This window comes from Chryseobacterium sp. HNCC26DJ241, from assembly GCF_057180505.1.
Genome location: NZ_JBXUGL010000001.1, coordinates 535,341 through 559,747 on the forward strand (window position 1 = coordinate 535,341; position 24,407 = coordinate 559,747).

Below are 24,407 nucleotides of genomic sequence, written 5' to 3' on the forward strand. Positions count from 1 at the left end.
TTAACAATTCAACAACTTTACAACTTTACAACTTTACAACTTAAAAAAAATATGAGAAAAACCCAAATAACAATAGAAGTAGAACTGGATGAAAACCACATTCCCGAAAAACTAACATGGAATGCTGAAGATGGTGGTGTGGAAAAACAGGAAACCAAAGCAGCCATGATTTCTGTTTGGGACGATCAAAAAATGGAAGCTCTTAGAATCGATTTATGGACGAAAGAAATGCCGGTAGATCACATGAAGAGATTTTTTCACCAGATTTTAATTTCTTTGGGAGATACTTATCAAAGAGCGACCGGTGAAGAAGATGTAACCGCATGGATGCATGAAGTAGCCGAAGAATTTGCCGTGAAGTCTGCTATTAAAATGTGATAAAAAAGTAAAATCGTTAAGTTGTTAATTCGTTTGTAAAAAAACAGCTTAACTTCTTAACAACTTAACAAATCAACTTTATGAAATTCAATACAAAAGTTATACATGGTGGTCAGCATCACGAATCTGCAACAGGAGCTGTAAATGTGCCTGTATTTTTAACCTCCACTTTTGCTCAGAAAAGTCCGGGAATCCACTCCGGATATGAATATTCCAGAGCTGCAAATCCTACAAGACAAGCTCTGGAAGACAGTCTTGCAAGTATCGAAAACGGAGCCAGAGGTTTGGCTTTTGCTTCCGGATTGGCTGCAACAGACTGCGTTTTAAAAGTATTAAATCCAGGTGATGAAGTAATTGCTTGTGATGATTTGTATGGTGGAACATACAGAATGTTTACCAAAATGTTTGAAAAATATCAACTGAAATTTCATTTTGTAAATTTTGATGATGTTTCCAAAATTGAAGAATTAATCAATGATAAAACCAAATTGATCTGGATTGAAACTCCTACTAATCCGCTAATGAAATTGGTAGACATCAAAGCTGTAACAGATTTGGTAAAAGGAAAGGATATTTTGGTGGCGGTAGATAATACTTTCGCAACGCCTTATCTGCAAAAACCTTTGGATTTGGGAGCTGATATTGTGATGCATTCTGCTACCAAATATTTGGGCGGACATTCTGATGTAATTGCCGGTGCGTTGGTTACAAAAGACAGAGAACTTGGCGAAAAGCTCCATTTTATTCAGTTTGCTTCAGGAGGAATTCTTGGTCCGCACGATTCTTATCTTGTTTTGAGAGGAATTAAAACATTGGCTTTACGAGTTCAGAGACATTCTGAAAACGGATTAAAAATTGCTGAATATTTGCAAAATCATCCAAAAGTGAATCAGGTTTTTTATCCCGGTTTAGCTTCTCATCCACAATATGATTTGGCAAAAAAACAAATGGCAAATGGTTCCGGAGGAATGGTTTCGTTTAATCTAAAATCGGGAAATAAAAAAGATGCGGTTGAATTTTTAGAAAGGATAAAAGTATTCACTTTAGCTGAAAGTTTGGGCGGTGTAGAATCTTTGGCCAATCATCCTGCAACGATGACGCATGCTTCCATTCCAGCGGAAATTCGTGCTGAAGCTGGAATTACAGATGATTTAATCAGACTAAGTGTTGGTATCGAAGACATCGAAGATTTGATTGAAGGACTCAACAAAGGATTTCAATAAGCAAAAAAATGACTAGAAAAGCAACATTAGAAGATATAGAACAACTTTCGGAATTGTTTGACCAATATCGGATTTTTTATCATAAAGAATCCGATATAAAAAATGCTCAAAATTTTCTCAAAGAAAGACTGCAAAATCACGATTCCGAAATTTTTGTTTCGGAAGAAGATAGTGTTCTTACAGGATTCACACAACTCTACCCTATTTTTTCTTCTACCAGAATGAAAAGATATTGGCTTCTAAATGATTTGTATGTGAATGAAAACCATCGTGGAAAAGGACATTCAAAAGAGCTAATCGAAAAAGCGAAAGAACTTTGCAAAGAAACAAATGCAGCCGGAATTTTATTGGAAACAGGAAAAACAAATGAAATTGGAAATCAGCTTTATCCAACTTGTGGTTTTGAGTTGTATGATTCCGTTAATTTTTATGAATGGAGTAATCCCGAAAATTAAATAAAACTATTTTAAAAAATTTAAGGAAAATTTAAGAAATATTAAAAACAGAATACTTAAATATTTTATAAATTAGCCTCTACAACTAAATAAATAAAAAATGATTAAGCAAGCTCTTCTCGGCGAATTTCTACACGAAGCTGAAAACACAAGAAAATTATTAAACGCTATTCCTGATTCTGCATTGGAATACAAACCTCAACCTCATCTTTGGTCAGTAGGACAATTAGCTTCACATATTGCAGAGATATATAATTGGTACGAAGTAACCTTCAATCAGGATGTTTTTGATATGGGATCATATAAGTATGATAAAGGCGATATTTCAAAAGCATCTAATATTGTTCAAAAATTTGAAGAAAATGTTGCTAAAGCAAAAGAAGTTTTAGAAAATTCTGATGAGTCTCAATATTTCAATGAATGGAATATGCAAGTGGAAGGTCAAAACGTATTTCCTGCAATGCCGAAAATGCAAGTAATTCGTGGTTTTTTATACAACCATCTTTATCACCATCGTGGAGAATTGGTGGCGCATCTGCGTGCAACAGGAAATAAAGTTCCCGGTATGTATGGACCGACTTATGAGGAATCTCCAGGACAATAAAAAAAATTTAAACCGCTCTTTTGAGTGGTTTTTTTATTTATGAAAAACTGGGTTTTTTGTAATTTTGAGATTCAAAAATTTGAAAAAATATGACTGAATTTGAAAAATATATTCAACGGTATCTTGATTTAGTTCCTTCGGAAAACTGGATTCAAGAGATGAAAAATACCTCTAACCAAACGTTGGAAATCTACACCAAACTTTCTGAAGAACAAGGAAACTTTGCCTATGCTGAAGGAAAATGGTCTTTAAAAGTTCTTTTGGAACATTTAACCGACGCTGAAAAAATTTTCAATTACCGCGCTTTGAGATTTGCCAGAAAAGATACCACTGATCTTTCAGGTTTCGATGAAGAATTATATGCAAAAAACGGAATTGCGGATCGATTATCTTTAAAAGAACTGATTGAAGAGTTTCAGTTGAACAGGCTTTGTTCATTAGCATTTTTCAGTAAACTGACCGATGAACAACTTTCGCAAAAAGGAAAAGCAAACGGAAACGAAATTTCGGTAGAAACTATCGGAAAACTGATTGTAGGTCATAATCTGCATCATTTGAATGTAATTAAAGAGAGGTATTTGCTTAGCACAAAAATTTGAATCAATAGGAACGGGCTTTAGCCCGTTTATTTTTGTAACATCTTCAGGCTTTAGCCAAAACTTAAAAATAATATATTTGATAAAAAAAAGATATGCCATTCATTAAAATTTATATTCATTTGGTATTTTCAACACACAATAGAATTCCTTATTTAAAATCTCCTGATATAAGAATAAAAGTCTGGAAGCACATTAAAGAAAATGCCACAGAAAAAGGAATATTCATAGATATGGTAAATGGTTATTCCGATCATTGCCATTGTTTATTATCTTTATCTTCAAATCAAAATATTGAAAAAGTTGTTCAAATGATTAAAGGAGAGTCTTCTCATTGGATAAATAAAAATCAGATTACAGATGAAAAATTTTATTGGCAAGATGGATATTTTGCAGTTTCAGTATCCGAATCAATGATAGAAAATGTGCGAAAATATATCAAAAAACAAGAAATTCATCACTATAAAAAAACATTTGCTGAAGAATATACTGAGTTTATAAAAAAATACAATTTTGAAATTAAATAAGTTTTGGCTAAAGCCAAATGTAATTATAACTTTGAAAGCGGGCTAAAGCCCACTCCTACTGAATATGGAAAACATCATTGAAATTTTAAAAAACGGCGGAACCATTCTCTATCCAACTGACACCATTTGGGGAATTGGTTGTGACGCTACAAATACAGAAGCCATCAACAAAATTTTTGAAATCAAAAAACGCGACAAAAACAAATCCATGATTATTCTTGTGGAGAGTGAAAAACGTTTGCAGGATTTGGTGGATGTTCCGGAAATGGCTTGGGAAATTATTGATCTATCTGAAAAACCAGTTACTATTGTTTACGAAAATCCGAGAAATCTTCCCAAAGAAATCCTTGCAGAAGATGGAAGCATCGGAATTCGTTTGGTAAAGGATGATTTCTGCAAAAAGCTCATCGGAAAACTGAATAAACCTTTGGTTTCTACTTCGGCAAATTTTAGTGGAGAAAAATCACCATTAAAATTTTCGGATATTTCGCAGGAATTAGTAGATGCAGTAGATTATGCAATGGAAGAAAACAGAGATAAAGTTTCCAAATATTCGGGTTCTTCCGTAATCAAAATTTGGAATGATGGCAGAGTAAAAGTTTTAAGAGAATAAAAAATAAGATTTTCGTTATCTTTGCAAGTAACCATTAAGACATTAGGAATGTTGAGTAAAACTTAATAGACTTAATGTCTTAATGGTTTTAAATTGAATATAAAATGTTTATCAACCTCAATCAAAATAAAAATCTAAAACTTTTTAAAATTATTTCTGAAGTAGCGGAGAAAAACCATCAGACGGTTTTTGCAGTTGGTGGTTATGTTCGCGATCTACTGATGAAGCGAAAAGCTCCGACAGATATAGATTTTGTAACTGAACAAAACGGAATGGAACTCGCAAAAAAAATTGCACAGGAAATTGATCCGAAAATCAAAGTCTCCCTATTCAAAACGTATGGAACAGCAATGTTTAAATACAACGATCTGGATTTGGAATTTGTAGGAGCCAGAAAGGAAAGTTATAGTGAAGATTCCAGAAAGCCATCGGTAGAAACCGGAACTTTGGAAGACGACCAAATGCGTCGGGATTTTACCATTAATGCAATGGCAATTTCATTGAATAAAGAAAATTTCGGAGAACTAATTGACCCTTTCAACGGAAAGGAAGATCTACAGAACAAAATCTTGCGAACTCCGATGGAACCTCATCAAACGTATTCTGATGATCCTTTGAGAATGATGAGAGCCATTCGTTTTGCGTCTACTCTTGATTTTGAAATTGAGGAAAATTCTTTGGAAGCCATCAAAAAAGAAGTAAACCGAATTGAAATTGTTTCCATGGAAAGAATTATGGTGGAATTCAACAAAGTCATGCTTTCAGGGAAACCATCAAAAGGATTGAAATTGATGGAAGAAACTGGACTTTTACAAAGAATTCTTCCTGAACTTACTGCTCTGAAAGGAATCGAAGAAATCGAAGGACAAACACATAAAGACAATTTTTATCACACTTTGGAAGTGGTCGATAATATTTCTCAAAACACGGATAAACTTTGGCTTCGCTGGTCAGCATTGTTGCATGATATAGGAAAAGCGCCGACTAAAAAATTTGTAGAAGGAACAGGGTGGACATTTCACGGACATGAATTTTTGGGATCGAAAATGATAAAAAACATTTTCAAACGCTTGAAACTTCCGTTAGGTTCGGATCTGAAATTTGTAGAAAAAATGGTTCAGATGCATGCTCGTCCGATTGCTCTGATTACAGACGATGCTTCCGATTCAGCATTGAGGAGATTGCTTTTTGATGCGGGAGAAGATCTGGAAGATTTGTTTACTCTTTGCAAAGCAGATATCACAACCAAGAACTATTCGAAACAGGAAAAATTCAAGAAAAATTTTGAATATGTTGCTTCTAAAATAAAAGAAGTAGAAGAAAAGGACAAAATCCGAAATTTTCAGCCACCGGTTTCCGGAGAAGAAATTATGGAAATGTTCCATCTAAAACCGGGTCGTGAAATCGGAATCCTAAAAGAAAAAGTGAAAGAAGCCATTCTGGAAGGTGAAATTGAAAATGATAAAGAACAGGCAAAGAATTTTGTAATCGGAGAAGCGAAAAAATTAGGATTGAAATTAGCATAAAACCAAATTCAGCAATAGGGAAATTTGAGCCACGAAGTGGCGATTTAGTAAAGAATAGGACGCTAATCCTATTACAATAATAAAGATAATGCATAATTTGGGATAAAACGAAACCCCTTTCTTCATTACAAAGAAAAGGGGTTTCTAAAAAAACACAAATGAAAAAAAAAATTTAAAATTGATAGTGTATTCCTACTGTATAATTTCTCGGTTTGGTTGTATACCCGATCACATCTACATAGGAAGTATTAAAAAGATTTCCGATATTCGCAAACGCTTCAATTTTAGTATTAATTTTCTGATTAATATTTAAATTGAATAAATGAAAACTTTTGTTAGTGAGATTCACTGTTGCAAAAGTGGCGGAATCGAAATAAGCATCAGTTCTTTTTCCAACAAACTGATGGGTAAAATAAATTCTGGTAGTTTTGAATGGTAAAATTTCAAGATAAGAATTCACTCTTTGTTTTGGCTGTCTCAGCGTTTTGGTTTCATCTTTATTTTCGACAAAACTGAAATTCCCTCCCAAATTCAAATATTGATTGATTTTATAATCGAAGCCTATTTCAAAACCTTTTACTTTATTTTCTTCTACATTTTGAAATTTTCCGATAAAGTTAGCTGGATCTATAACCGTATAAGCAAAAGCATCTTTTTCCTTTCTCTGAAAAAGACTTGCATTGAAAACCAAACTTTTATCTTTTTTTCCAATACTTAGATCTATTTCATGGGATTGATTGGTTTCCGGCTTCAAATCAAAATTGGAAAGAGTATAAGGTAATTGCCCGTAATTCTGATACAAAGTTGGGGCAATAAAAGCAGTTGCAAAAGAATATCCTACTTTATAAAAAATTTCTCCGGCTTCTCCTAAATAATAAGGATTTACACTATAAACCCAATGATTTCCAAATTTGGAATTATCCGTCATTCTGGTTCCGGCTTCTAAATTAAAACCTTGATAATTAAAATGAAAATTGGCAAAAGCATCAAAATTATGGAGCTTTGTATCATTGTCATCCAAATGAATTTGCAATTCCGTTCCGCCCCAAGGTAAAGATTTGTATTCCATTTTCTGGTTTTCAAACTGAATTCCTGTCGTAAAATTGAAAAAATCAGAAACTTTATAATGATTATACAATTCTAAAAAAAGATTGTTTCCTGCATAAGAATATTGGTCATTATACTTGTCATTATAATAAGACTGCCCTATTCTTTCCGTTCCGGAATATCTGGAGTTGAAAATCAGATTTCCCTTATCATATTTAAATCCGGCATTTACACCTCCAAAAAATTGTTGGTCATTTCCTCTGTAAAGTCCATCAGAAAACGCTCCGGAATCATAGAGAAAAAGATTATGATTCCAGCCTCCGGAAAGATTTACGTTAAATTGTTCATTTTCAAAACCGACATTTCCGGAAATATTTTGTTTTTCCCAACCATCATTATCGAACGAATCATTGCCTTGAGCAGAAGAAATTCCTTTGGATTTTTCGTTAAAACCATTGACTTGGTAATAAAAATGATTGATTTTCCCTTTTACAGTGGCATTTTGGGCAAAAGTTGAAAACGATCCGCCTCTTGCAGAAAGTAAGCCTTCAATCTGCTTCTTTGCTGCTTTTTTAGTTTTGATATTAATTACGGAAACCGTTGCATTAGAACCATACAAAACTGATGAAGCACCGTTCAAAACCTCTATAGATTCTATATTTTCCAAAGCAATCAATCGGAGATCCGAAACAGTATAATCATTTCCTGTTACATCTTTTAAAGGAATTCCATCCAGAAGAATCAGCACGTTTGCGCTTTTCCCACCTCGTATTTTTATTAATTTTGGCTCGTTTTGATTGCTAAAATTTCCTGTAATCTGAAAACCCGTAATCTGATTCAGAACATCGTTGAGATTTTGTCCTTTAAATTTTTGTAAATCTTCTTCCGTCAAAAGTTTTACATTCTTACCGGTTTTAGTAATGTCTTGCTGGGTTTTGGAAGCAATAGTTACTTCCTCAATCTGGGTTTCATTTTCCTGTTGGGCGAAACAGTTTGTTACTACGACAAGCATCGCTCCAACTAAAATTAATTTTTTGTTCATAAAAAATTAGTAAAGTTAAAGGTAAACTTATCGGAAAAATTAAGCTAAAAATAATGAATACGATATCCATCAGAATCAGGCTTTTCCTCCGAAAGCTGTAATTAATAAATTTCAGCAAGGTCTCCTGACTTTCACATTTTCTGCACCTTCTCACCTTAAAAAAGCAATGGTTTGTTTTGCAGAAAATTTATTTTTTGTTCAGATTTTTTATAATTTTTGTCTGACAAAAAGTGATTTACAGTTGCGGGGACAGTTCACGATTTGCACGTGATTCCCTTTTCTAAAATTTTTACGAAATTACTAAAAATTATTGATTATTTTGAATTTTTATAAAAAAGATGCATCAAAAGAAAATGGCAATAAATCTCTAATGGATTTGGTTTTGAATATTTCTCCTGTTAATGAAGCGAAATAAATTTCAATATTTTCATTTTGCTTTACTTCATATTCCAAAATACTCTGTCTGCAACCTCCACAAGGTGGTATTGGCGCAGAAGTAAGAGCATCTTTTGGTGCGCCGATTACGAAAAGTTTTTTGATTTTTACATTGGGAAAATTGGCAGATGTCCAGAATATAGTAGTTCTTTCAGCACACAAACCAGAAGGATATGCTGCATTTTCCTGATTGTTTCCAGTAATGATTTCTCCATTTTCCAATAAAATCGCACATCCAACGTAGAAGTTGGAATAATTGGCATACGCATTTTTTCTGGCTTCAAATGCAGCATCGTACAACTTTTTTTCTGTTTCGTCCAAATCATTAAAGCCGGAAATAATCTGGAATTTGACTTTCAGTTCTTTTTCTTCCATATCCAAAAAAAGGGAGTTAAATATACTATTTTTCTTGATAGTAGCAATAAAGATACAAGATAATGTTTCTAAAATATTCTTTAGAGTCTGATTAAATTTCAAAATTTCACTCCGGAAAAAATTTTCCTACTTTTCATTTTCCTTGAATATTTCTTCATCATGCTTTGAAAAGACATAACAATAAAAAGATTTCAGTATTACAATATGTTCAGAGAAAGTCATAAATAAAAAATTGCGTATTATATTTTAACTTTATAAATAAATCCTTTTGTAGAAAAGAAAAAAAATATAGTTTTGCAACGATTTTTTTAAAACATACACAGTTTTATATAGAAGGATTTTCATTTCCAAGGTTTATCTTTTTTGGTTACTCCTGTTTTTTGTTCATCTAAAAAATCAAAATAATGCCTGAAAAAACTTCAGGCAATAGTATTTTAATGAATGTCTAATCAAAATTTTTGACTTTTTTAAAACTGATATATTAACAAACAACAATAAATGAAAAACATGAAATCTATTTTCTTTTGTGCAGCATTGTTAGGTACAGCAATTTTGGGCAAAGCACAAACATCGGGTACTTTGGATACCGGCTTTGGTACCAATGGTAGAGTAACCACAGACATTGGTTATGCAAGTAACACTGCCTATAAAGAATTGATACAACCTGATGGTAAAATCATCATAGTGGGCTATAATAATAATCAAGGAGGTATTATCGCAAGGTATAATTCCAATGGTACATTGGATACTACTTTTAACGGAACAGGAAGAGTATTCAGCAATTATAACTATTTCAATAGTGCTGTTTTACAAACGGATGGTAAAATAGTAGTCGTTAGTGGTAATCGTAAGGTGTTTCGTTACAATAGTAATGGTACGCTAGATACCACTTTTGGCACCAATGGTATATTTACTTACAGCGCAACATCGGGTACTTCAATATATTTCTATGATGTCGCTTTACAAAGCGACGGGAAAATAGCGATTGCAGGTCCTGAATATATAAATGCTACTAGTAACCAGGATTTTGCAATCATACGCTTGAATAGTAATGGTACATTGGATACCAGCTTTAACGGAACAGGGAAAGTAACTAAAGATATAAATTCGAGTGATCAAGTACAAAAACTAGTCGTGCAAACTGATGGTAAAATTATCATAGCAGGATATACCTACGGCACAAATACCACAAATTATGTCGCGATACGTTATAACACCAATGGCACTATAGATAATACCTTTGGTACCGCAGGAGTTGTAAATATTAATGATAATTCCTATAACGAATTATCAGCTATTGCCCTACAAATTGATGGAAAAATAATAATGACAGGTAGTACAAACAATAATAATATAAAAACGGTACGCCTTAATACCAATGGCACATTGGATACCTCCTTTAATGGTACAGGTAGTGTAATTACAAACCTTGCCGATTATAGAGCTAATGCAGTTACCACACAGGCTGATGGAAAAATAGTGGTAGTAGGTAGAAAATACAATTCTACAGCACATACCTGCGAATATCTTGTAATAAGATATAATACCAATGGTACATTGGATACTACCTTCAATTCCACTGGTGTTGCTACCGCAAGTATTGACATCACTAAACCCAATACCGCTTATGATGTAAAAATACAAGCTGATGGCAAAATAGTAGTAGGTGGAACATCTTATGTGGAGGGCAATTTTGACATTGCCGTTATTCGGTTTAATACCAATGGTAGTTTAGATACTACATTTAATGGTACAGGAAAAATAACTTCAGGAATCAAAATAAGCGGATATGATGATATAAGAAAACTTACCTTGCAAACCGATGGGAAAATAGTAGCAGCAGGTTATACTGAAAACAATAACTTTTCTATTGCCCGCTACAATGCCAATGGAAGTTTAGATACTACTTTTAACACCAAAGGATATGTAACAGCTAATTTTCAGCATACCTATTATGCAAATTCACCAGACTTAGCGGCTATACTTGCACAATCAGACGGGAAAGTAGTATTAGTAGGAGATTATTACAGTACCAATAAACAAGAAATTTTTATCCGTAGGTATAATAGCAATGGTACTTTAGATACCACCTTTAATGGATCAGGAATGGTGAGCCTTAATATTAATAATAATTGGGTTTATGCTAATTCTGCAATTCTGCAATCCGATGGTAAAATAGTAATCATAGGTCAATCTTACAATACAAGTTTCGGAAAATCTGTTATTACTTTGGTAAGATATAATAGCAATGGGGTTTTAGATACTACTTTTAATGGATCAGGTTTTTTGAATACAAGTATCAATGCTACCTCTAAAGGCAATAGCATTGTACTGCAATCGGATGGTAAAATACTTGTAGGAGGTAGCATATACAATGGCGCAGATAATGATCTTTTGCTTGTGCGTTATAATAGCAATGGTACCTTAGATACAACCTTTAATGGAAATGGTATGGTAACCCAAGGAGTAGGCACTAGTACTGATGAAATTTTAAAAATAGCCCTGCAAACCGATGGAAAAATAGCAGTATTAAGCAACTCTTCCTCTAAATTAGCGTTATTACGTTATAATAGCAATGGCTCTTTAGATACTACTTTTAATACTACAGGACAATTGTTAACAAATTTTTCAGGGTATGATAATAGTGATTTAGTACTGGATTCTTCAAACAAGATGATTATCTCCAATAATGCTAGCCAAATCATAAGATACAATACCAATGGTACTTTAGACAGTACTTTTGGAAACAATGGTATTGCTAATAGTACTATATATGTAGGACCTTTATTAATTACTAATAATCGTTTAATCGCTGGAGGCAATTATTATTCAGTAAATGGTAGTTCTGATTTTGCATTATCTTCTTACTATCTTTTCCGTACTATCGGTATTGTTGGTGCATTTAATGCATGGGGAAGTACACCTGATGTTGCAATGACTACTACTGATGGTAATAATTATACTGCAAGCAATTATACGTTCCCAACAACTCAAGTTAAGTTTAGAGAAAATAATTCATGGAGTTTTAATTGGGGAGGTCTTAGCTTTCCTAATGGCTCGGCAACATTAAACGGCGAAAATATTTCAGTTCCAGCAGGTACATATACTGTTAAATTTAATATTATTTCAGGAGATTATAGCTTTACTAAAACATTAGGAACTGTGGATTTGGAGAAACGTGCAGATCTTTCTTTTGCACCTAATCCTGCAAAAGAAAAAATCATCTTCAATGAAGATCTTAAAACGATGGATGTTTATACTTTAGATGGTAAAAAAGTAAATGTAAATTATTCTAAAAAAGAAGCTAATGTTTCTAATTTACCAAAAGGAATGTATATCATAAGAGCTACTTCAAGTAATGGTAATATAATGAGCAAGAAACTCATTAAAGAATAAGAAATTTAATTCTATGAATCAATAAAACCTTTGCAAAAGTGTACTCTTGCAAAGGTTTTTTCTTTCCTATAGATTAAAAAACCAACCCAATGTCTTCTTATTGAAGATATATTTTTATTTAATAATTTCAAAATCCGGTATAAGTATTAAAACAAAAATGCTTTAGGTATTTTTAATTTCAGTACACTTTATAACAGAATAAAATAATCGCTTGATTTTTTGAGAAATCAAGCGATTCATGTGATATTTTTAGGTTTTTACATTCCCTAAATTATCCGGAAAATATAAATCTGATAAATGCTCAAATTCGTCACCTCTCATAAACATGGAAGCATCAACTTCTTCATAAGAACTTCTTCCTGCTGCTGCAATCAGCTCATTGCATGTATGTAAAGTATTCTTATGGAAATGATAGACCCTTTCGCTTTTATCCGTCACATCCAATCCTTTTATCAACATTTTATCTTGCGTTGCCACTCCTGTCGGACATTTATTATTGTTACATCTCAGTGCCTGAATGCAACCTAAAGCAAACATAAATCCTCTCGCATTATTACACATATCTGCTCCCATTGCAACAGCCCGTAAAATATCCAGAGATGTCAAAACTTTTCCTGAAGCAATGATTCTTAATTTTTCACGAATTTTATAATTTTTCAAAATACGATTAACATAAATAAGAGCCGGTTCTAAAGGCATTCCTACTCCATCGGAAAATTCCGGAGGAGCAGCTCCTGTTCCTCCTTCTGCTCCATCCACTGTAATAAAATCAGGATAAATTTGCAACGCATTCATTTTTTCACAAATTTCTTCAAATTCCTTCGTATCGCCTATGCAAAGTTTAAAACCAACAGGTTTTCCTCCTGAAAGCTCCCGAAGCTGCTGAACAAACCTCAATAATCCTTCTGCATTCGAAAATGCTGAATGTGAAGGTGGCGAAATAATAGTCATCCCTGGTTTTACATGACGAATAGCCGCAATTTCCGGTGTATTTTTCACTCCTGGTAAAACTCCTCCATGTCCGGGTTTCGCACCTTGAGAAAGTTTGATTTCTATCATTTTTACATTAGGAAGCTGGGAATATTTTTTGAAAAGTTCCGGATTGAATTTTCCTTCATCATCACGACAACCAAAATATCCGGTTCCAATCTGCCAACATAAATCACCGCCTTCCATGTGATGAGGAGAAATTCCACCTTCACCTGTATTATGATAGAAATTTCCTTTTTTGGCACCGCGATTGAGCGAAATCTGTGCTCTGTCGCTTAAAGACCCAAAACTCATGGCCGAAATATTAAAAAGAGAGGCATGATATGGAAGTTTACACTGATCTCCGCCCACCCAAACTCTTGGAAGTTCTTCATTCGGAGATTTTGCATAAATGGAATGTTTTATTCCTTCATATTTTCTATGATTGATTTCTAGCTGAGTTCCAAAGGGAACTGTATCTCCCAAATTTTTTGCACGTCTGTACACAGAAGATCGTTGATTTCTCGGAAAAGGTTTTCCATCAGTTTCTCTTTCAATAAAATACTGTTGCATTTCGGGAGAAATGCTTTCAAAAAAATAACGGAAATACCCCAGTACAGGAAAATTTCTTAAAATAGTATGCTTACTCTGAAAAGTATTATACAAACCTAATGCATAGATACATGTCAAAAGAATAGGAATCCAAAAATACGTTTTAAGCAAAAGAGCAACAGTCCAAGTCACAATAAGAACTATAATTCCCAAATAGATGAATTTATCCCTCATAATTTTTTAAAATTTTCCTTCTCACCAAATGTAGAAATAATTTTTCTAAAGTATAATTTTGGAATTAATTTTAATGTTTAGTTTTTAATCTTTCAATATTAAATCTTTTAAAATGGAAACTATTTTTTATTTTGCTTTAGAGTGTTGCTTTCGCCATTCAATAATATTCATGGGTTGATTATCTTTTTCACAAGTTCCAAGATATTCACATTCCGTAACATAATACTCGTCATAATCCGCATTATCCCACCATTCTTTGAATTTTGGTAAATTAAAATAATTATTCTTTTTTAAATAATCTAAATCATCAGAATTAAGAAAAAATCTCAATCTTCCCATCATTCTATTTATATCATCATTATAGTTTGGATTATATTTATATTGCTCTGCAAAATAAACTACATTAGCTAATATTCTTATTTTTTCCTGTCTAGTAAGATTTTCATATTTAGACTCTTCTTCATTTCCGAGATACTCAAGGTAATTTTGGATATTATCTAAAATAAATCTATTTTCAGATGGATCATTGGGCAAGTAGAGTTTTTGCAAAACTTTAAAAGTATTTGCATGGAGCTTTAAAGTACCATCACATTGCTTCATCCAAAACAGTTTACCATAATCTTGAGGATTATTTTTGTCAAATTTTGTTCTTTCTATTACCCATTTTAGCAAATCCAAATCTTGTGTATATCCAAAAGTCTTCACCAAGTTTTCCATGAAATTTTGATCGTTAAGAATAAGCCATTTGAATTGAGCTTTGTTATCATTGAACAAATAAATATTGCGGGCAATAATAGTTTGAATATTTTTTTTTCGCATTTCTTTTAAATTTGGAACATCTTTCCAATGAGGTATTTCAATATCCAAATCATCAATACTTGATTTTCTTAATATCTTAATATTTTCAACATCTATTAATTTTGGAAATTCTTTTTGATAATCAATGATTTCAGGAATATAATAAAATTCAGAAATAATTTTTCTTTTTTTATCTATAAATATTCCTGAATAGTCTACTCCATTATTTTTGTACATGATCATTTCTCGACTACATTTATCAAAATTATTAATATACAAATACTTATTTTCAGAATTGGGATTAATTATCCTTCCAAAAATATCTTTTATTTTCTGATTGAAATTTTCATTGCTCAGTTCTGTAAAACCGTTTGATTTTAAAATGTTACTAACAACTTGTGTCATCGCATCTAATTCTTTTATTTCAAATGGAACTTTTGGCAACCCAGCTCCAACTTCGTCAATTGTATATATCGTTCCTTGTTTAAGTTGTTTTTCTAATACTTTTTCAATTGGAATCACTTCTTGAAAATTATCTTCGCCTACAGATTCAGAGATATAATAGTTTATATCATAAATTTGTGAAGATATCTTTTTACCATTTTGATATGTTTCTTTTTTCAAAATATTATCGTGATTATCGTAAACATATAAGTTTTTTTCAATCTTTAATGGTATCCCTTCTGTTTCCGTTTCTAAATGAGTAATATTATTTTTTTCATCATATTTTGTTTTGTATTTATCCCGACTCATTATTACTCCATTTTTCATAATAATATTTGAGCATGAATTATTTTTATTATCCTGATAGTCATATTTATATATAAAAACTTCACTAGTATCAGATGCATCAATAAATTTAGTTTGTATAATCCTATTATTTGTATCATACATGTATTCAACTACATTGTCATAGTCAGTTGTTTTAATAATCTGATTTTTTGAGTTGTATTCATACTCCTTTATATTTTCAACTTCATCTTTATTTTCATTGTACCTGCCATAATTTATTTCTTTGATTAATCTATTCGTGTCATCATAATGGAATATTTTTTTGCCTGTCCCATTACTTTCTAATGATGACATTAGTTTTCCGTTTTGGTAATTATAAACTATAACACTAATATCTTCCTTATCTAAACTCGTATAGTATTCGCTCTTGGTAAGAAAACCCTCTTTTGAAAAATACAAATTTTGATAGCTTACAAAATTATTTTCATAGTGGTTAGTGGTAATTTTAAGTGACTTTACCATACCATGTAATTTGTAATCTTTTTTTAATATTGGTTCTCTAAAAAGTAATTCCTGCTTTAGATATAACAAATCCTCTGTTTCTTGAGAAAACACAGATGAAAAAGATAAAAAGAACCCTATAAGAAATAGAATTACCCTTACGTTAATCTGGCGCACCAACACTGTCAAATTCTTCTGCATATTCTATCATTGCTTTTAAATTAGGCAAATCGTAATAATTATTTTTTATTATTTCTTCCTTCAACTGATTCCATTTTATATTGCTTTGAGAATCATCTTCAAAATGTCCGCCTAATATATTCCACCTCATATCCCATCCTTCTTGATCTTTATGATATTTTTTGAATAAAAAGTCGTATGTATTTGCTATAAAACTAATTATTTTAATTTTCTCATTATCTGTATAATCGCTATATATATTGGTATTTAATATATCTCTACCAATATCAAAAAGAGGCTTCATATACTTCACATTATTATTTTCTTTATACAGAGCTTCTATACTTTTTAAAACTCCTTCCCTTATTTCCAATTTATTAAAACAATTTTTTGAATATATTAATTCATGAATTTTTTTATCATTTTGTGAGTTTAAATATTCATTAATAAAGTATTCGTTTATTTTTTGATTCTTATCATAACCAAACTCTTTTACGAGATTTTTCATAAACGGCGTGTCATTTTTTAATAACCAAAGTAATTTGCTTTTGTCATCATTAAATAGAAAAAGATTTCGATAAATAATATTAGTTGGTACATTAATAATGACTTTATCATTTTTTAATTCCGTAAAAAATTCCACTTTTGGTAAAGATGTTAAAGCAGAATAATTGCTTACAAAAAAAACATTATCATCATACAAAAACTCCATAAGTTTTGCATTTTCATTACAGTCGGGTAGATTCATACCCATCTGTTTGCAGTCTTGCACAACATAAGTTAAAAAATTAGAATGCCTAAAAATGGTTGGACATTTTGTATCGTAAGAAATATTGAAAATCTCTTTAAGCTTTTTTCTATATGTTTCTTTATCTAGAAATTTAAAACCATTATTTTTTAACCCATCTAAAAGTACAGGAATCATTAAGTCCACATCTTTTTCTGTTATAAAATAGTCTTCTTCTTCGTCTTGATGCATAGATACTGAAAGATGTTTTCTATAGTAATTTTTTATTGCCTGTTCGTCTATTTTCATTTTAGGAACTTTTATTGTATCAACATATATTGCACTACTTTTATTTATCACAAAATTTTTCTCTGTTTTATCACATGCATAAATATTGACAAAACAGATAAGTAATATTAGATTATTTTTTTTCATAATGAATTTATCTTTTACCTATTTTTATTCTATTTTCTTGGATCTTTTTTTCATCGGCAGTCATATCAGATTCATTTTTATAATAAACATAAAATCCTGGGTTCACTCTATTTATAAGTCCAGAACTTGATTGTGATGATGCAATTTCAAAATGAACATGAGGTCCGCATGTTCCACCATTGGGAATCCCAGAAGTTCCAGATATAGCAATCACTTTACCTGAATCTACCTCATCATTAAGAGATACTTTTATTTCTTTTAAATGTGCATATTTAATATAAATGTTCCCTGTATCAGTAAAACCGGAACCTTGATTTTTTTCTCCATTATTTGCATATCTAAGAGTGTAATTTCGTTTTCTTTTTTTAAAAATATTAAGCTGATCAGATTTGCTAATCTCTAGGATTACCATTTTTCCATACGCTCCTGCTTTTCCTGCAAATACAATTTTACCAGACAAACAAGCATATACTTTAGTTGTTCCATCATCCATAGCAAAAATATCTAATCCTTGATGAACTCCTGATGCTCTGGTTTCAGTACGTGTTAATCCAAATGAAGCGTATTTTGGCCAATATCCTCCACTTTGCATATACATTGCTATTTGAGGATTATCAACTGGTTCATGCCAACCATCTGTTTTTAAATCTAATATTTCTTCCTTATTGCATTCATCTACCCTAAAAACTGCTTTCATAGATTCGCTTGATTTTACTTCCCAATTTCCTAATTTTCCTCCTCGATACCATATTTTTCGTTGTGGTCTTGAGGGAGTATGTGTGTTAAGGATATTAACAATAAGGTCTACAACGTCATCGTCAGGCAGCTTTCCAGCAAAATCTGCTTGTATATACATTGAATCTTTAAACCAATCTGCCATTCCTGTTACTGCAGCTTCTTTCGGAGTATAGTCTCTATCAATACCATCCGAAATTTTTACTCCAGAATCACTTGCTTTCTCATCTATCTTTTTTTGGATTTCTTTATAGTTTCCTCTTCCTGTTATTTGTAATAGCCCTCTTCCCCTAAAATTCCATGTATCTTCAACTGACTCGTTCCCCAATCTTCCTCCATAGGCAATTTCAGCAATTTTCTTTTCGTTAGCTACATAACCATTTCTAGAGCTTCTTCCATATTGATAAGCTAAATCATTTGGTGGACTATTTTTTCCCAAACTTGGATTAGCCCTAAATTTTGAAAAATGTTTTGGTAAATCTTCAGCAGCATAATTTAAACTTTCACCATGTAATCCTCCTTTTAAATTTGTACCTGCTTCTTGTAATGATTGTGCAAAGAAATGAGCTTTTCTAGCACATGTATTTAACTGAAAAATATTTTTATACTTATTTAGAGAAGTTACTAATTCTTGCAAATCTGAATCATTAGCATTCTTATAAACTTTCCTTAATATTGCAACTGTGAAATCTTCTTTACATCTTGGACATGTTCCACTTTCAACTTCTTTTTGAACCTCTGCCATTTCCACTTTTACAGGAACTACATCATTATCAATAGCTTCCGGTGTGGTTAATTGTGATACTTTCAAACAGCCTTGTTGATAGAATATAAACTGTTTTCGTAGTTCCAACATTTCTGCCTGTGTGAAAGGTGTTCCGTCTTGTTTGTAAGCTTTTATACCCAGCTTTTCCATATCCTCTGTTCTTACCAAATCGGCTGAAAGAGTATCATTTATGGTTACTTGTATTTTTTCTGCTTTCCAGATTTTTTTGTTAGGATCTGCAGGATCTTTTAATTGTCGAGAAACTTGAGCTATGTAATAATCAAAATTCTTTGGTGGCGTCTTCCATTCTTCTTTTGCAGTGAAAGAAACTTCCAACAAACCATCTTTGCCTACTTTTTCTTCGTTGTAGCTTTGTTTGCTTTCGTGGGTGTAAATGATGTGATTCACTTCATTCATTGCTTCTTTCGGAACTTCTATTTTAAAGCTTAATAATATCCATTTTTTTTACAAATGGGTTTAAATCTTCAATTGAAGAACCAGATATATTATAATTATTATCCGTCCTTTTTATTATGTACTGTTCCTGCTGTCCGTTTTTTACATAACCTATTCTAAATTCGTTGTCATTTATAGTGCCTTCTGATTTTATATTGTCAGTTATTTTGTTATTGACAAAAGTTTCTATAATAACATCTTTATTATTTGAAATTTTAAAAATTATTTTAAGTTCTGGAGAATTTTCTCTTACGATTCCATTTGGAATTATTAATTGATAAGAACCATTAAAATCCAAATAAGTTTTAGATAATTCTTTTTTAATACTATCTATTTCTTCATAAATTTTTTTTCGCTCATTCCATGGTAAAAAATACATATACAATGCGATATGATATTTAAGTGTCTCCGATTCAAAACCATCTCCATAAGATTTGTCTTTATAAAGATTGTATATATTACCAACTGATTTTATCTGATTATATGGATATCTCCAATTACTTTCCAAACTATTTTCTGAACAAACATCTGAAAAGTCTAAGTATTGATTGCAAGTTTTCCATATATTCATTTGCTCAGAATTTAACTTTACTTGTGATTTATTTGATTCTCTATCAAGAAAACTCTTTGTCCCATAATCTTCTTGTTCGGTAAACTGAAATATTATAGACTCTATTTTTTCAATAGTTTTTTTGCTTAAGATATTTTTTAAATTAATTTCTCTCAAAAAAACATTTCCATATAAAAATAAAACTTGTTCTTCAGTCGCATAATTATGGTCTAAATCTCCATCATCTACACAAGTTTCTTTTACAAAAGAAAACTTATTTTTATTTTTTTCCTCAACAAAAATTTCATTATTAATATACCAGATTCCCCTTTCTTCATTTAAACAATAGAAGATAATAGAGGTTTTTTTTATAAGTTTATTATTAAATTCATAATTTCCATCACAAATAAGTTTATCCTTCGTTATTTTCGCTGAAATTATTTTTAAGGTATAAAATTCTTGCCCCCAATGATGAAAAATGCTATCCTTATATACAATGTATTTTGGTATTACTGCATCACAGGGTTGAAATAAGATTAGTTTGCCATTTTCTTTTTCTAATTTTAAAAATGTTTTTCCTATAATTCTATCAAAAGAAGTTTTATTTGCAAAATTTTCTTTCTTTTGACATGATATTATTGAAAATGTTAGTAATAAAAAAAATAATACTGATTGCTTCATAAATTTAATTGTTTTTTCGTACCTCTGTTACAGTATAATTATGGGTACCTCCTGCACTTTTACCTTGTAATAAATTGTTATCTTGTAGATATAGCTTACTGTTCTCACTTGTACCACTTTCTCGTGTATGTGCTCCAACATCAAAAAATCTGTAATAAGATTTTCCATTATCACATCCTTTACCAACTATTACAAAAAAATGATCTGTTGCTTTATGTGAATTATATGTAGTTTGCCTCAAATTATCATCTAAACCTACCACAACGGGTTTATTAATTTTAAGTTGGGAATCTATATAATTTAACGCTTCCTTGGTATTCATCGGCGTTAAAATAGAATTAGATTGATTTGCCATTATTATTCTATTTGCAGAAGAGCCACCAATTATACCATAATTCTTCAAAATTTTTACACTAGCTGCCCAACATTCTCCTGGTTCTTGATGTACCCAATTTTCAGATTTTGCAATATCATAATGATCCGACTTGCAAATTTGACAACTTCCTTCAGTAATTGTTGCGGTTTGAGAATTTGATGTTGCATCTTCACATTCACTATAAAATCCATTATCTTGATTACTTGCTCCTAAATAATTAGCAATTGCTGTTGCGATAGCTTTACCTATTGCCTCATTGTTTTCCTTACAGAATTTTACATTTTCATTTGATATTTCTCCATGTTCTATTAAAATTGATGCATTTTCAGAACCATCAGTATCCCTTAAAACTCCGACTGAACGAGCCCTATAATTAGGATAAGTTGCTGCATAAGGTACAATTTTACGGCCATCATTAAACACCTTACCAAGTTCTATTTTTAAACACTCCAGCAATTTTTGAGAATTATTAAAGTATTTTTCTGTGGCACCAGAGCTAGTATTACCATTTTTATCACGAAGAATTTTAGGATGATACATTAACAAAATATTATTTGAAGAACCAATTGAATTAAAATGATGACTTACAAATACTTTAGCATTATTATCCTTAAAAACTTTAACTCTATAAGATATTTGCTCCATTCCATGTACTTCACTTGAGGTTAATGCTTTTGTTCTTGTTCTTACATTTTTAATTCCAAATGATGTTAAATATTTTGACGTTTGAGTTTCCATTAGTAATGCCATTTCTGATTCTGTCAATTCATTGCCTTGTGCACCAGAATCCCCTCCAATACCATGTCCTGCGTCAGTAACAACAACTGATGTAGAGCTCAAATTTATATTAACTTGATTTTTGTTAAGCTTAAACATAAAATCCGCTCCTTTAGCTTTCCATTCAGTCATTGCAGCAGTTACTTCCCAAACAAATGTGTTTCCATCTGTATATCCGTATTTCTCAATTTTTTCACCAAATGGACGATTATCTCTTTCTTTTTTACCATTTTTTTCCTCATACATTAAAGCAGGATTTCGATAGTATGCTTCTTTTGGTGCTCCATATAAAATATCATTTGGCTTATTTCTGTCTGTTTTTATCATTGTAGGATAATTAACAGCCAAATACATATCAGTTATTGTCTTTATTTTACCTGAGAAAATAGACTGTGCAAAATATGCTTTAACATAATTTAATTGCTCTAAATCAGTCATTACTTTAAGCTTATCTGTTGTTGTACCTACATCACTTGCTGCTTCAGTGCCAAATTGTATTAATCCTGTAAATCCATATTTATTTTGTTTTGCAGGATTGAATGTTTTGATAGTTTCAAAAGCCATAACTGTCATTAAATTATGAGCCATATTTCTCCAATCTTCTGACCATAATTCTTTCGCAATGTTTACTACCTTTTTTCTAAATTGACATGATACTTTTGTTCCCCAAACTAATTTTATATCATTACATTCACATGGTTTTTTCTGCTCTATTTCAGCCATTTCATCCACCATTACAGGACATGTTTCATTATCAATGCTTTCAGGAGTACTTCCTTTTGGTAAAATCTTTAATGCTGTACAATCATAAGAAATGGCTTTTTTTCTTAGGACTAATTTTTCATCTTCCGTAAATGAGCTATTATCGGTTTTCTTTGCTTTTATACCAACTTCTTTTAAATCAACTGATTTAACTACTTCAAATACTCCAGGCATAATGTTCAGTTGATCTCTAAGGAAAACAAAACCATTTTCTATTTTTTTACTTACTTGTGCTTCAATATAATGGAATTTATTTTCTTCTATTCTATCCTTTATTTCATCTGTAAACTCTACACTCAACTCTAAAAGCCCATCTTTTCCTACCTTTTCTTCAGTAAAATCCTTTACAGATTTAAGACATAAAAAGATTCCGTCTTTATCTGTCATTTCCTTAGGTTTTACATTTGCCAATAAATCTACCTTCAATACTTCTTCCTGCATATTTACCGTATGCACCCAAAGTTTGTGGGTTTTTCCGTAGAAGGTTTGTGTCCGCTGAATGTCTTTTCCGTCTTCCGTAGAAAACATAATGGAAACTATTTTCTGTTCTGTAGTTAGGGTAAGTTCTTCATTCGGCTCTAAAACTTCCAGTAACGTAGCTCCACCTTGTATTGTAACTGGTTTTGTTCCTTCAATAGAAAGATTGGAAGGGAAGATAATATCTCCAGAAGATGGTAATTGTGGTTCTATGGTAAAAACCAACCTGTATTGCGGATTGGGATTGTCTGCAGTTTTCGGGATGGCTTTTTCTATTTTTTCTTTATAGGTTGCATTTGTGGTTATTTGGAAGGATGCTTTACCTTCGCTGTTCAGCGTTACCGGCTTTTCTTCCAACATATATTTTGCTGGTTCTTGGTAAAAACCATCTGTTTCTCCTTTTACCCAAATTTTCACTTTCAGGGCTTGGTTTTGCAGTCCTTCTATTTCCAAAAAACCATAGGTTTCTTCTTCGTAACCGGTTTCGGTTCTCTTTACTCCAGTTCTGTAAGCCCAAAGTGCTCGTTTGAGTTTAGGTTGGGCAACTTTTATTTTAACATCTACATTTTTAGAATCAGTGTGTTGACCTTCCATGTGAGCAGAAATGGTAAATTCTCCCAACTCGGTAAAAGTAAGTGTACCATCTCCGTTGTTGGTAACTCCTTGCGGTACTTCTACTCTTATGGTTTCTCCGCTTATTAGTGGGGAGATTCTTGCAGTGGCTGTATATTTTACTTTTGTTCCTTGTGGTACTGTAGTTGCAGGGATAGCAAGTTGATCTATTGAATTCCTGATAACCTCAAAATTAAAACAGTCTGCCCCACTAAATTGGGGTTGTTTTCCGGCTCCCAAAGGATTTGCGTAGGCTTCTATGGAATATTTCCCGAAATAATTACCATCCGTAATCCCTGCATCAGAATACAAAAATTGGTCTACTCTTTTGTTAATTTTTAATGCCTTGAAAGATGCTGAACTTTCAAGAGCTCGTAATCTTCCGGTTCCTTCTTTTTTCAGATACCAATTCACGGTTTTAAAGGCTCCATCAGGAATATAGATAGCATTATAGTTTTTTACCCAAACCGAAAAATTATCGTTATATCTTAATAAAGAACTCCCATGATCTATGGTTTCTATTCCCAAAGTACTTTTAATTTCTATGGTGGCAGATTCCGGTTTGGTTTCGTTTGGATTGGTAAATGCTTCTATCGTATATTTTCCTTTATTTTTGAAGATTACTAAAATTCCTGATGGTGAGGATATTACAGACACTATATTTGGAGAAGTAGTTCCTGCAAAAGTATTATGCAAAATATTATTTCCTTCTTTTATTCTCCAATAAGCAGAAGGAATAACTGAAGTTTGTATTGATTTATTTAAAATTCTGCTTTGCTCTAATGGAGATCCAACCTTACGTTCAAGAGATACAGGAACGGGAATATTGATAATAGAAGAGGCAGGAATGGTTATTTTTTTTACAAAATC

At 31.8% G+C, this 24,407-nt stretch carries 17 protein-coding genes and 1 riboswitch; of the genes, 9 read left to right on the forward strand and 8 right to left on the reverse strand.

Annotated features, from left to right (window positions below; all coding sequences use genetic code 11):
- Positions 1 to 51 precede the first annotated feature (51 nt).
- The 8 genes from gldC to AC2A1C_RS02505 all read left to right on the forward strand — a co-directional run bounded on the left by gldC (position 52) and on the right by AC2A1C_RS02505 (position 5,922).
- The gene (gldC, locus tag AC2A1C_RS02470; protein WP_484023116.1) at positions 52 to 378 is read left to right on the forward strand and encodes a gliding motility protein GldC; all 327 of its coding nucleotides are present in this window, start codon (positions 52 to 54) and stop codon (positions 376 to 378) included.
- 80 nt (positions 379 to 458) lie between these two features.
- Positions 459 to 1,601 carry a cystathionine gamma-synthase gene (locus AC2A1C_RS02475; protein WP_484023118.1) on the forward strand — a complete coding sequence of 381 codons (1,143 nt, stop codon included), beginning with the start codon at positions 459 to 461 and terminating at the stop codon, positions 1,599 to 1,601.
- An 8-nt stretch (positions 1,602 to 1,609) separates the two neighbouring features.
- Positions 1,610 to 2,056 carry a GNAT family N-acetyltransferase gene (locus AC2A1C_RS02480; RefSeq protein WP_484023119.1) on the forward strand — a complete coding sequence of 149 codons (447 nt, stop codon included), beginning with the start codon at positions 1,610 to 1,612 and terminating at the stop codon, positions 2,054 to 2,056.
- 100 nt (positions 2,057 to 2,156) lie between these two features.
- Positions 2,157 to 2,660 (forward strand): DinB family protein, encoded by a 504-nt coding sequence (locus tag AC2A1C_RS02485; protein ID WP_484023121.1) that lies wholly within the window; start codon positions 2,157 to 2,159, stop codon positions 2,658 to 2,660.
- Between the two features lie 89 nt (positions 2,661 to 2,749).
- Complete coding sequence (locus AC2A1C_RS02490) at positions 2,750 to 3,259, forward strand: DinB family protein (RefSeq protein ID WP_484023123.1); 510 nt, start codon at positions 2,750 to 2,752, stop codon at positions 3,257 to 3,259.
- A 92-nt stretch (positions 3,260 to 3,351) separates the two neighbouring features.
- Positions 3,352 to 3,783 carry an IS200/IS605 family transposase gene (tnpA, locus tag AC2A1C_RS02495; RefSeq protein WP_484023124.1) on the forward strand — a complete coding sequence of 144 codons (432 nt, stop codon included), beginning with the start codon at positions 3,352 to 3,354 and terminating at the stop codon, positions 3,781 to 3,783.
- 64 nt (positions 3,784 to 3,847) lie between these two features.
- The gene (locus AC2A1C_RS02500) at positions 3,848 to 4,396 is read left to right on the forward strand and encodes an L-threonylcarbamoyladenylate synthase (RefSeq protein ID WP_484023126.1); all 549 of its coding nucleotides are present in this window, start codon (positions 3,848 to 3,850) and stop codon (positions 4,394 to 4,396) included.
- 104 nt (positions 4,397 to 4,500) lie between these two features.
- A complete protein-coding gene (locus AC2A1C_RS02505; RefSeq protein WP_484023127.1) occupies positions 4,501 to 5,922 on the forward strand; it encodes a CCA tRNA nucleotidyltransferase in 1,422 nt (473 codons plus the stop codon).
- A gap of 172 nt (positions 5,923 to 6,094) precedes the next feature.
- Here AC2A1C_RS02505 and AC2A1C_RS02510 read toward each other — a convergent pair whose 3' ends face one another.
- Both AC2A1C_RS02510 and AC2A1C_RS02515 read right to left on the reverse strand, forming a co-directional pair.
- Positions 6,095 to 8,011 carry a TonB-dependent receptor plug domain-containing protein gene (locus AC2A1C_RS02510; RefSeq protein ID WP_484023129.1) on the reverse strand — a complete coding sequence of 639 codons (1,917 nt, stop codon included), beginning with the start codon at positions 8,009 to 8,011 and terminating at the stop codon, positions 6,095 to 6,097.
- A 97-nt stretch (positions 8,012 to 8,108) separates the two neighbouring features.
- Positions 8,109 to 8,330, reverse strand: a riboswitch (cobalamin riboswitch).
- Positions 8,331 to 8,338: 8 nt separating this feature from the next.
- Entirely contained in the window at positions 8,339 to 8,821 is a 483-nt protein-coding gene (locus tag AC2A1C_RS02515) for a cytidine deaminase (protein ID WP_484023161.1), read from the reverse strand.
- A gap of 498 nt (positions 8,822 to 9,319) precedes the next feature.
- Here AC2A1C_RS02515 and AC2A1C_RS02520 point away from each other — a divergent pair, with 498 nt between their 5' ends.
- Positions 9,320 to 12,217, forward strand: coding sequence for a T9SS type A sorting domain-containing protein (locus AC2A1C_RS02520; protein WP_484023131.1), 2,898 nt, complete (start codon positions 9,320 to 9,322; stop codon positions 12,215 to 12,217).
- 249 nt (positions 12,218 to 12,466) lie between these two features.
- Here AC2A1C_RS02520 and AC2A1C_RS02525 read toward each other — a convergent pair whose 3' ends face one another.
- The 6 genes from AC2A1C_RS02525 to AC2A1C_RS02550 form a co-directional block, all read right to left on the reverse strand.
- On the reverse strand, positions 12,467 to 13,972 hold the full coding sequence (locus AC2A1C_RS02525) for an FMN-binding glutamate synthase family protein (protein ID WP_484023132.1): 1,506 nt from the start codon (positions 13,970 to 13,972) through the stop codon (positions 12,467 to 12,469).
- Positions 13,973 to 14,098: 126 nt separating this feature from the next.
- Positions 14,099 to 16,024, reverse strand: coding sequence for a hypothetical protein (locus AC2A1C_RS02530; RefSeq protein WP_484023134.1), 1,926 nt, complete (start codon positions 16,022 to 16,024; stop codon positions 14,099 to 14,101).
- A gap of 142 nt (positions 16,025 to 16,166) precedes the next feature.
- Entirely contained in the window at positions 16,167 to 17,345 is a 1,179-nt protein-coding gene (locus AC2A1C_RS02535) for a hypothetical protein (RefSeq protein WP_484023136.1), read from the reverse strand.
- Between the two features lie 7 nt (positions 17,346 to 17,352).
- Positions 17,353 to 19,263: a peptidoglycan DD-metalloendopeptidase family protein gene (locus tag AC2A1C_RS02540; RefSeq protein WP_484023137.1), complete on the reverse strand. Its 1,911-nt coding sequence runs from the start codon at positions 19,261 to 19,263 to the stop codon at positions 17,353 to 17,355.
- Between the two features lie 22 nt (positions 19,264 to 19,285).
- On the reverse strand, positions 19,286 to 20,533 hold the full coding sequence (locus AC2A1C_RS02545) for a hypothetical protein (RefSeq protein ID WP_484023139.1): 1,248 nt from the start codon (positions 20,531 to 20,533) through the stop codon (positions 19,286 to 19,288).
- Between the two features lie 4 nt (positions 20,534 to 20,537).
- Positions 20,538 to 24,407: N-acetylmuramoyl-L-alanine amidase (locus AC2A1C_RS02550; protein ID WP_484023141.1), on the reverse strand; the 3,870-nt coding region annotated here is incomplete at its 5' end.

Excerpts from the sequence above, each read along its gene's own strand:
- gldC (WP_484023116.1), top strand. The coding sequence starts at position 52 with ATGAGAAAAACCCAAATAACAATAGAAGTAGAACTGGATGAAAACCAC.
- AC2A1C_RS02475 (WP_484023118.1), top strand. The coding sequence starts at position 459 with ATGAAATTCAATACAAAAGTTATACATGGTGGTCAGCATCACGAATCT.
- AC2A1C_RS02480 (WP_484023119.1), top strand. The coding sequence starts at position 1,610 with ATGACTAGAAAAGCAACATTAGAAGATATAGAACAACTTTCGGAATTG.
- AC2A1C_RS02485 (WP_484023121.1), top strand. The coding sequence starts at position 2,157 with ATGATTAAGCAAGCTCTTCTCGGCGAATTTCTACACGAAGCTGAAAAC.
- AC2A1C_RS02490 (WP_484023123.1), top strand. The coding sequence starts at position 2,750 with ATGACTGAATTTGAAAAATATATTCAACGGTATCTTGATTTAGTTCCT.
- tnpA (WP_484023124.1), top strand. The coding sequence starts at position 3,352 with ATGCCATTCATTAAAATTTATATTCATTTGGTATTTTCAACACACAAT.
- AC2A1C_RS02500 (WP_484023126.1), top strand. The coding sequence starts at position 3,848 with ATGGAAAACATCATTGAAATTTTAAAAAACGGCGGAACCATTCTCTAT.
- AC2A1C_RS02505 (WP_484023127.1), top strand. The coding sequence starts at position 4,501 with ATGTTTATCAACCTCAATCAAAATAAAAATCTAAAACTTTTTAAAATT.
- AC2A1C_RS02510 (WP_484023129.1), bottom strand. The coding sequence starts at position 8,011 with ATGAACAAAAAATTAATTTTAGTTGGAGCGATGCTTGTCGTAGTAACA.
- AC2A1C_RS02515 (WP_484023161.1), bottom strand. The coding sequence starts at position 8,821 with ATGGAAGAAAAAGAACTGAAAGTCAAATTCCAGATTATTTCCGGCTTT.
- AC2A1C_RS02520 (WP_484023131.1), top strand. The coding sequence starts at position 9,320 with ATGAAAAACATGAAATCTATTTTCTTTTGTGCAGCATTGTTAGGTACA.
- AC2A1C_RS02525 (WP_484023132.1), bottom strand. The coding sequence starts at position 13,972 with ATGAGGGATAAATTCATCTATTTGGGAATTATAGTTCTTATTGTGACT.
- AC2A1C_RS02530 (WP_484023134.1), bottom strand. The coding sequence starts at position 16,024 with ATGGTAAAGTCACTTAAAATTACCACTAACCACTATGAAAATAATTTT.
- AC2A1C_RS02535 (WP_484023136.1), bottom strand. The coding sequence starts at position 17,345 with ATGAAAAAAAATAATCTAATATTACTTATCTGTTTTGTCAATATTTAT.
- AC2A1C_RS02540 (WP_484023137.1), bottom strand. The coding sequence starts at position 19,263 with ATGAATGAAGTGAATCACATCATTTACACCCACGAAAGCAAACAAAGC.
- AC2A1C_RS02545 (WP_484023139.1), bottom strand. The coding sequence starts at position 20,533 with ATGAAGCAATCAGTATTATTTTTTTTATTACTAACATTTTCAATAATA.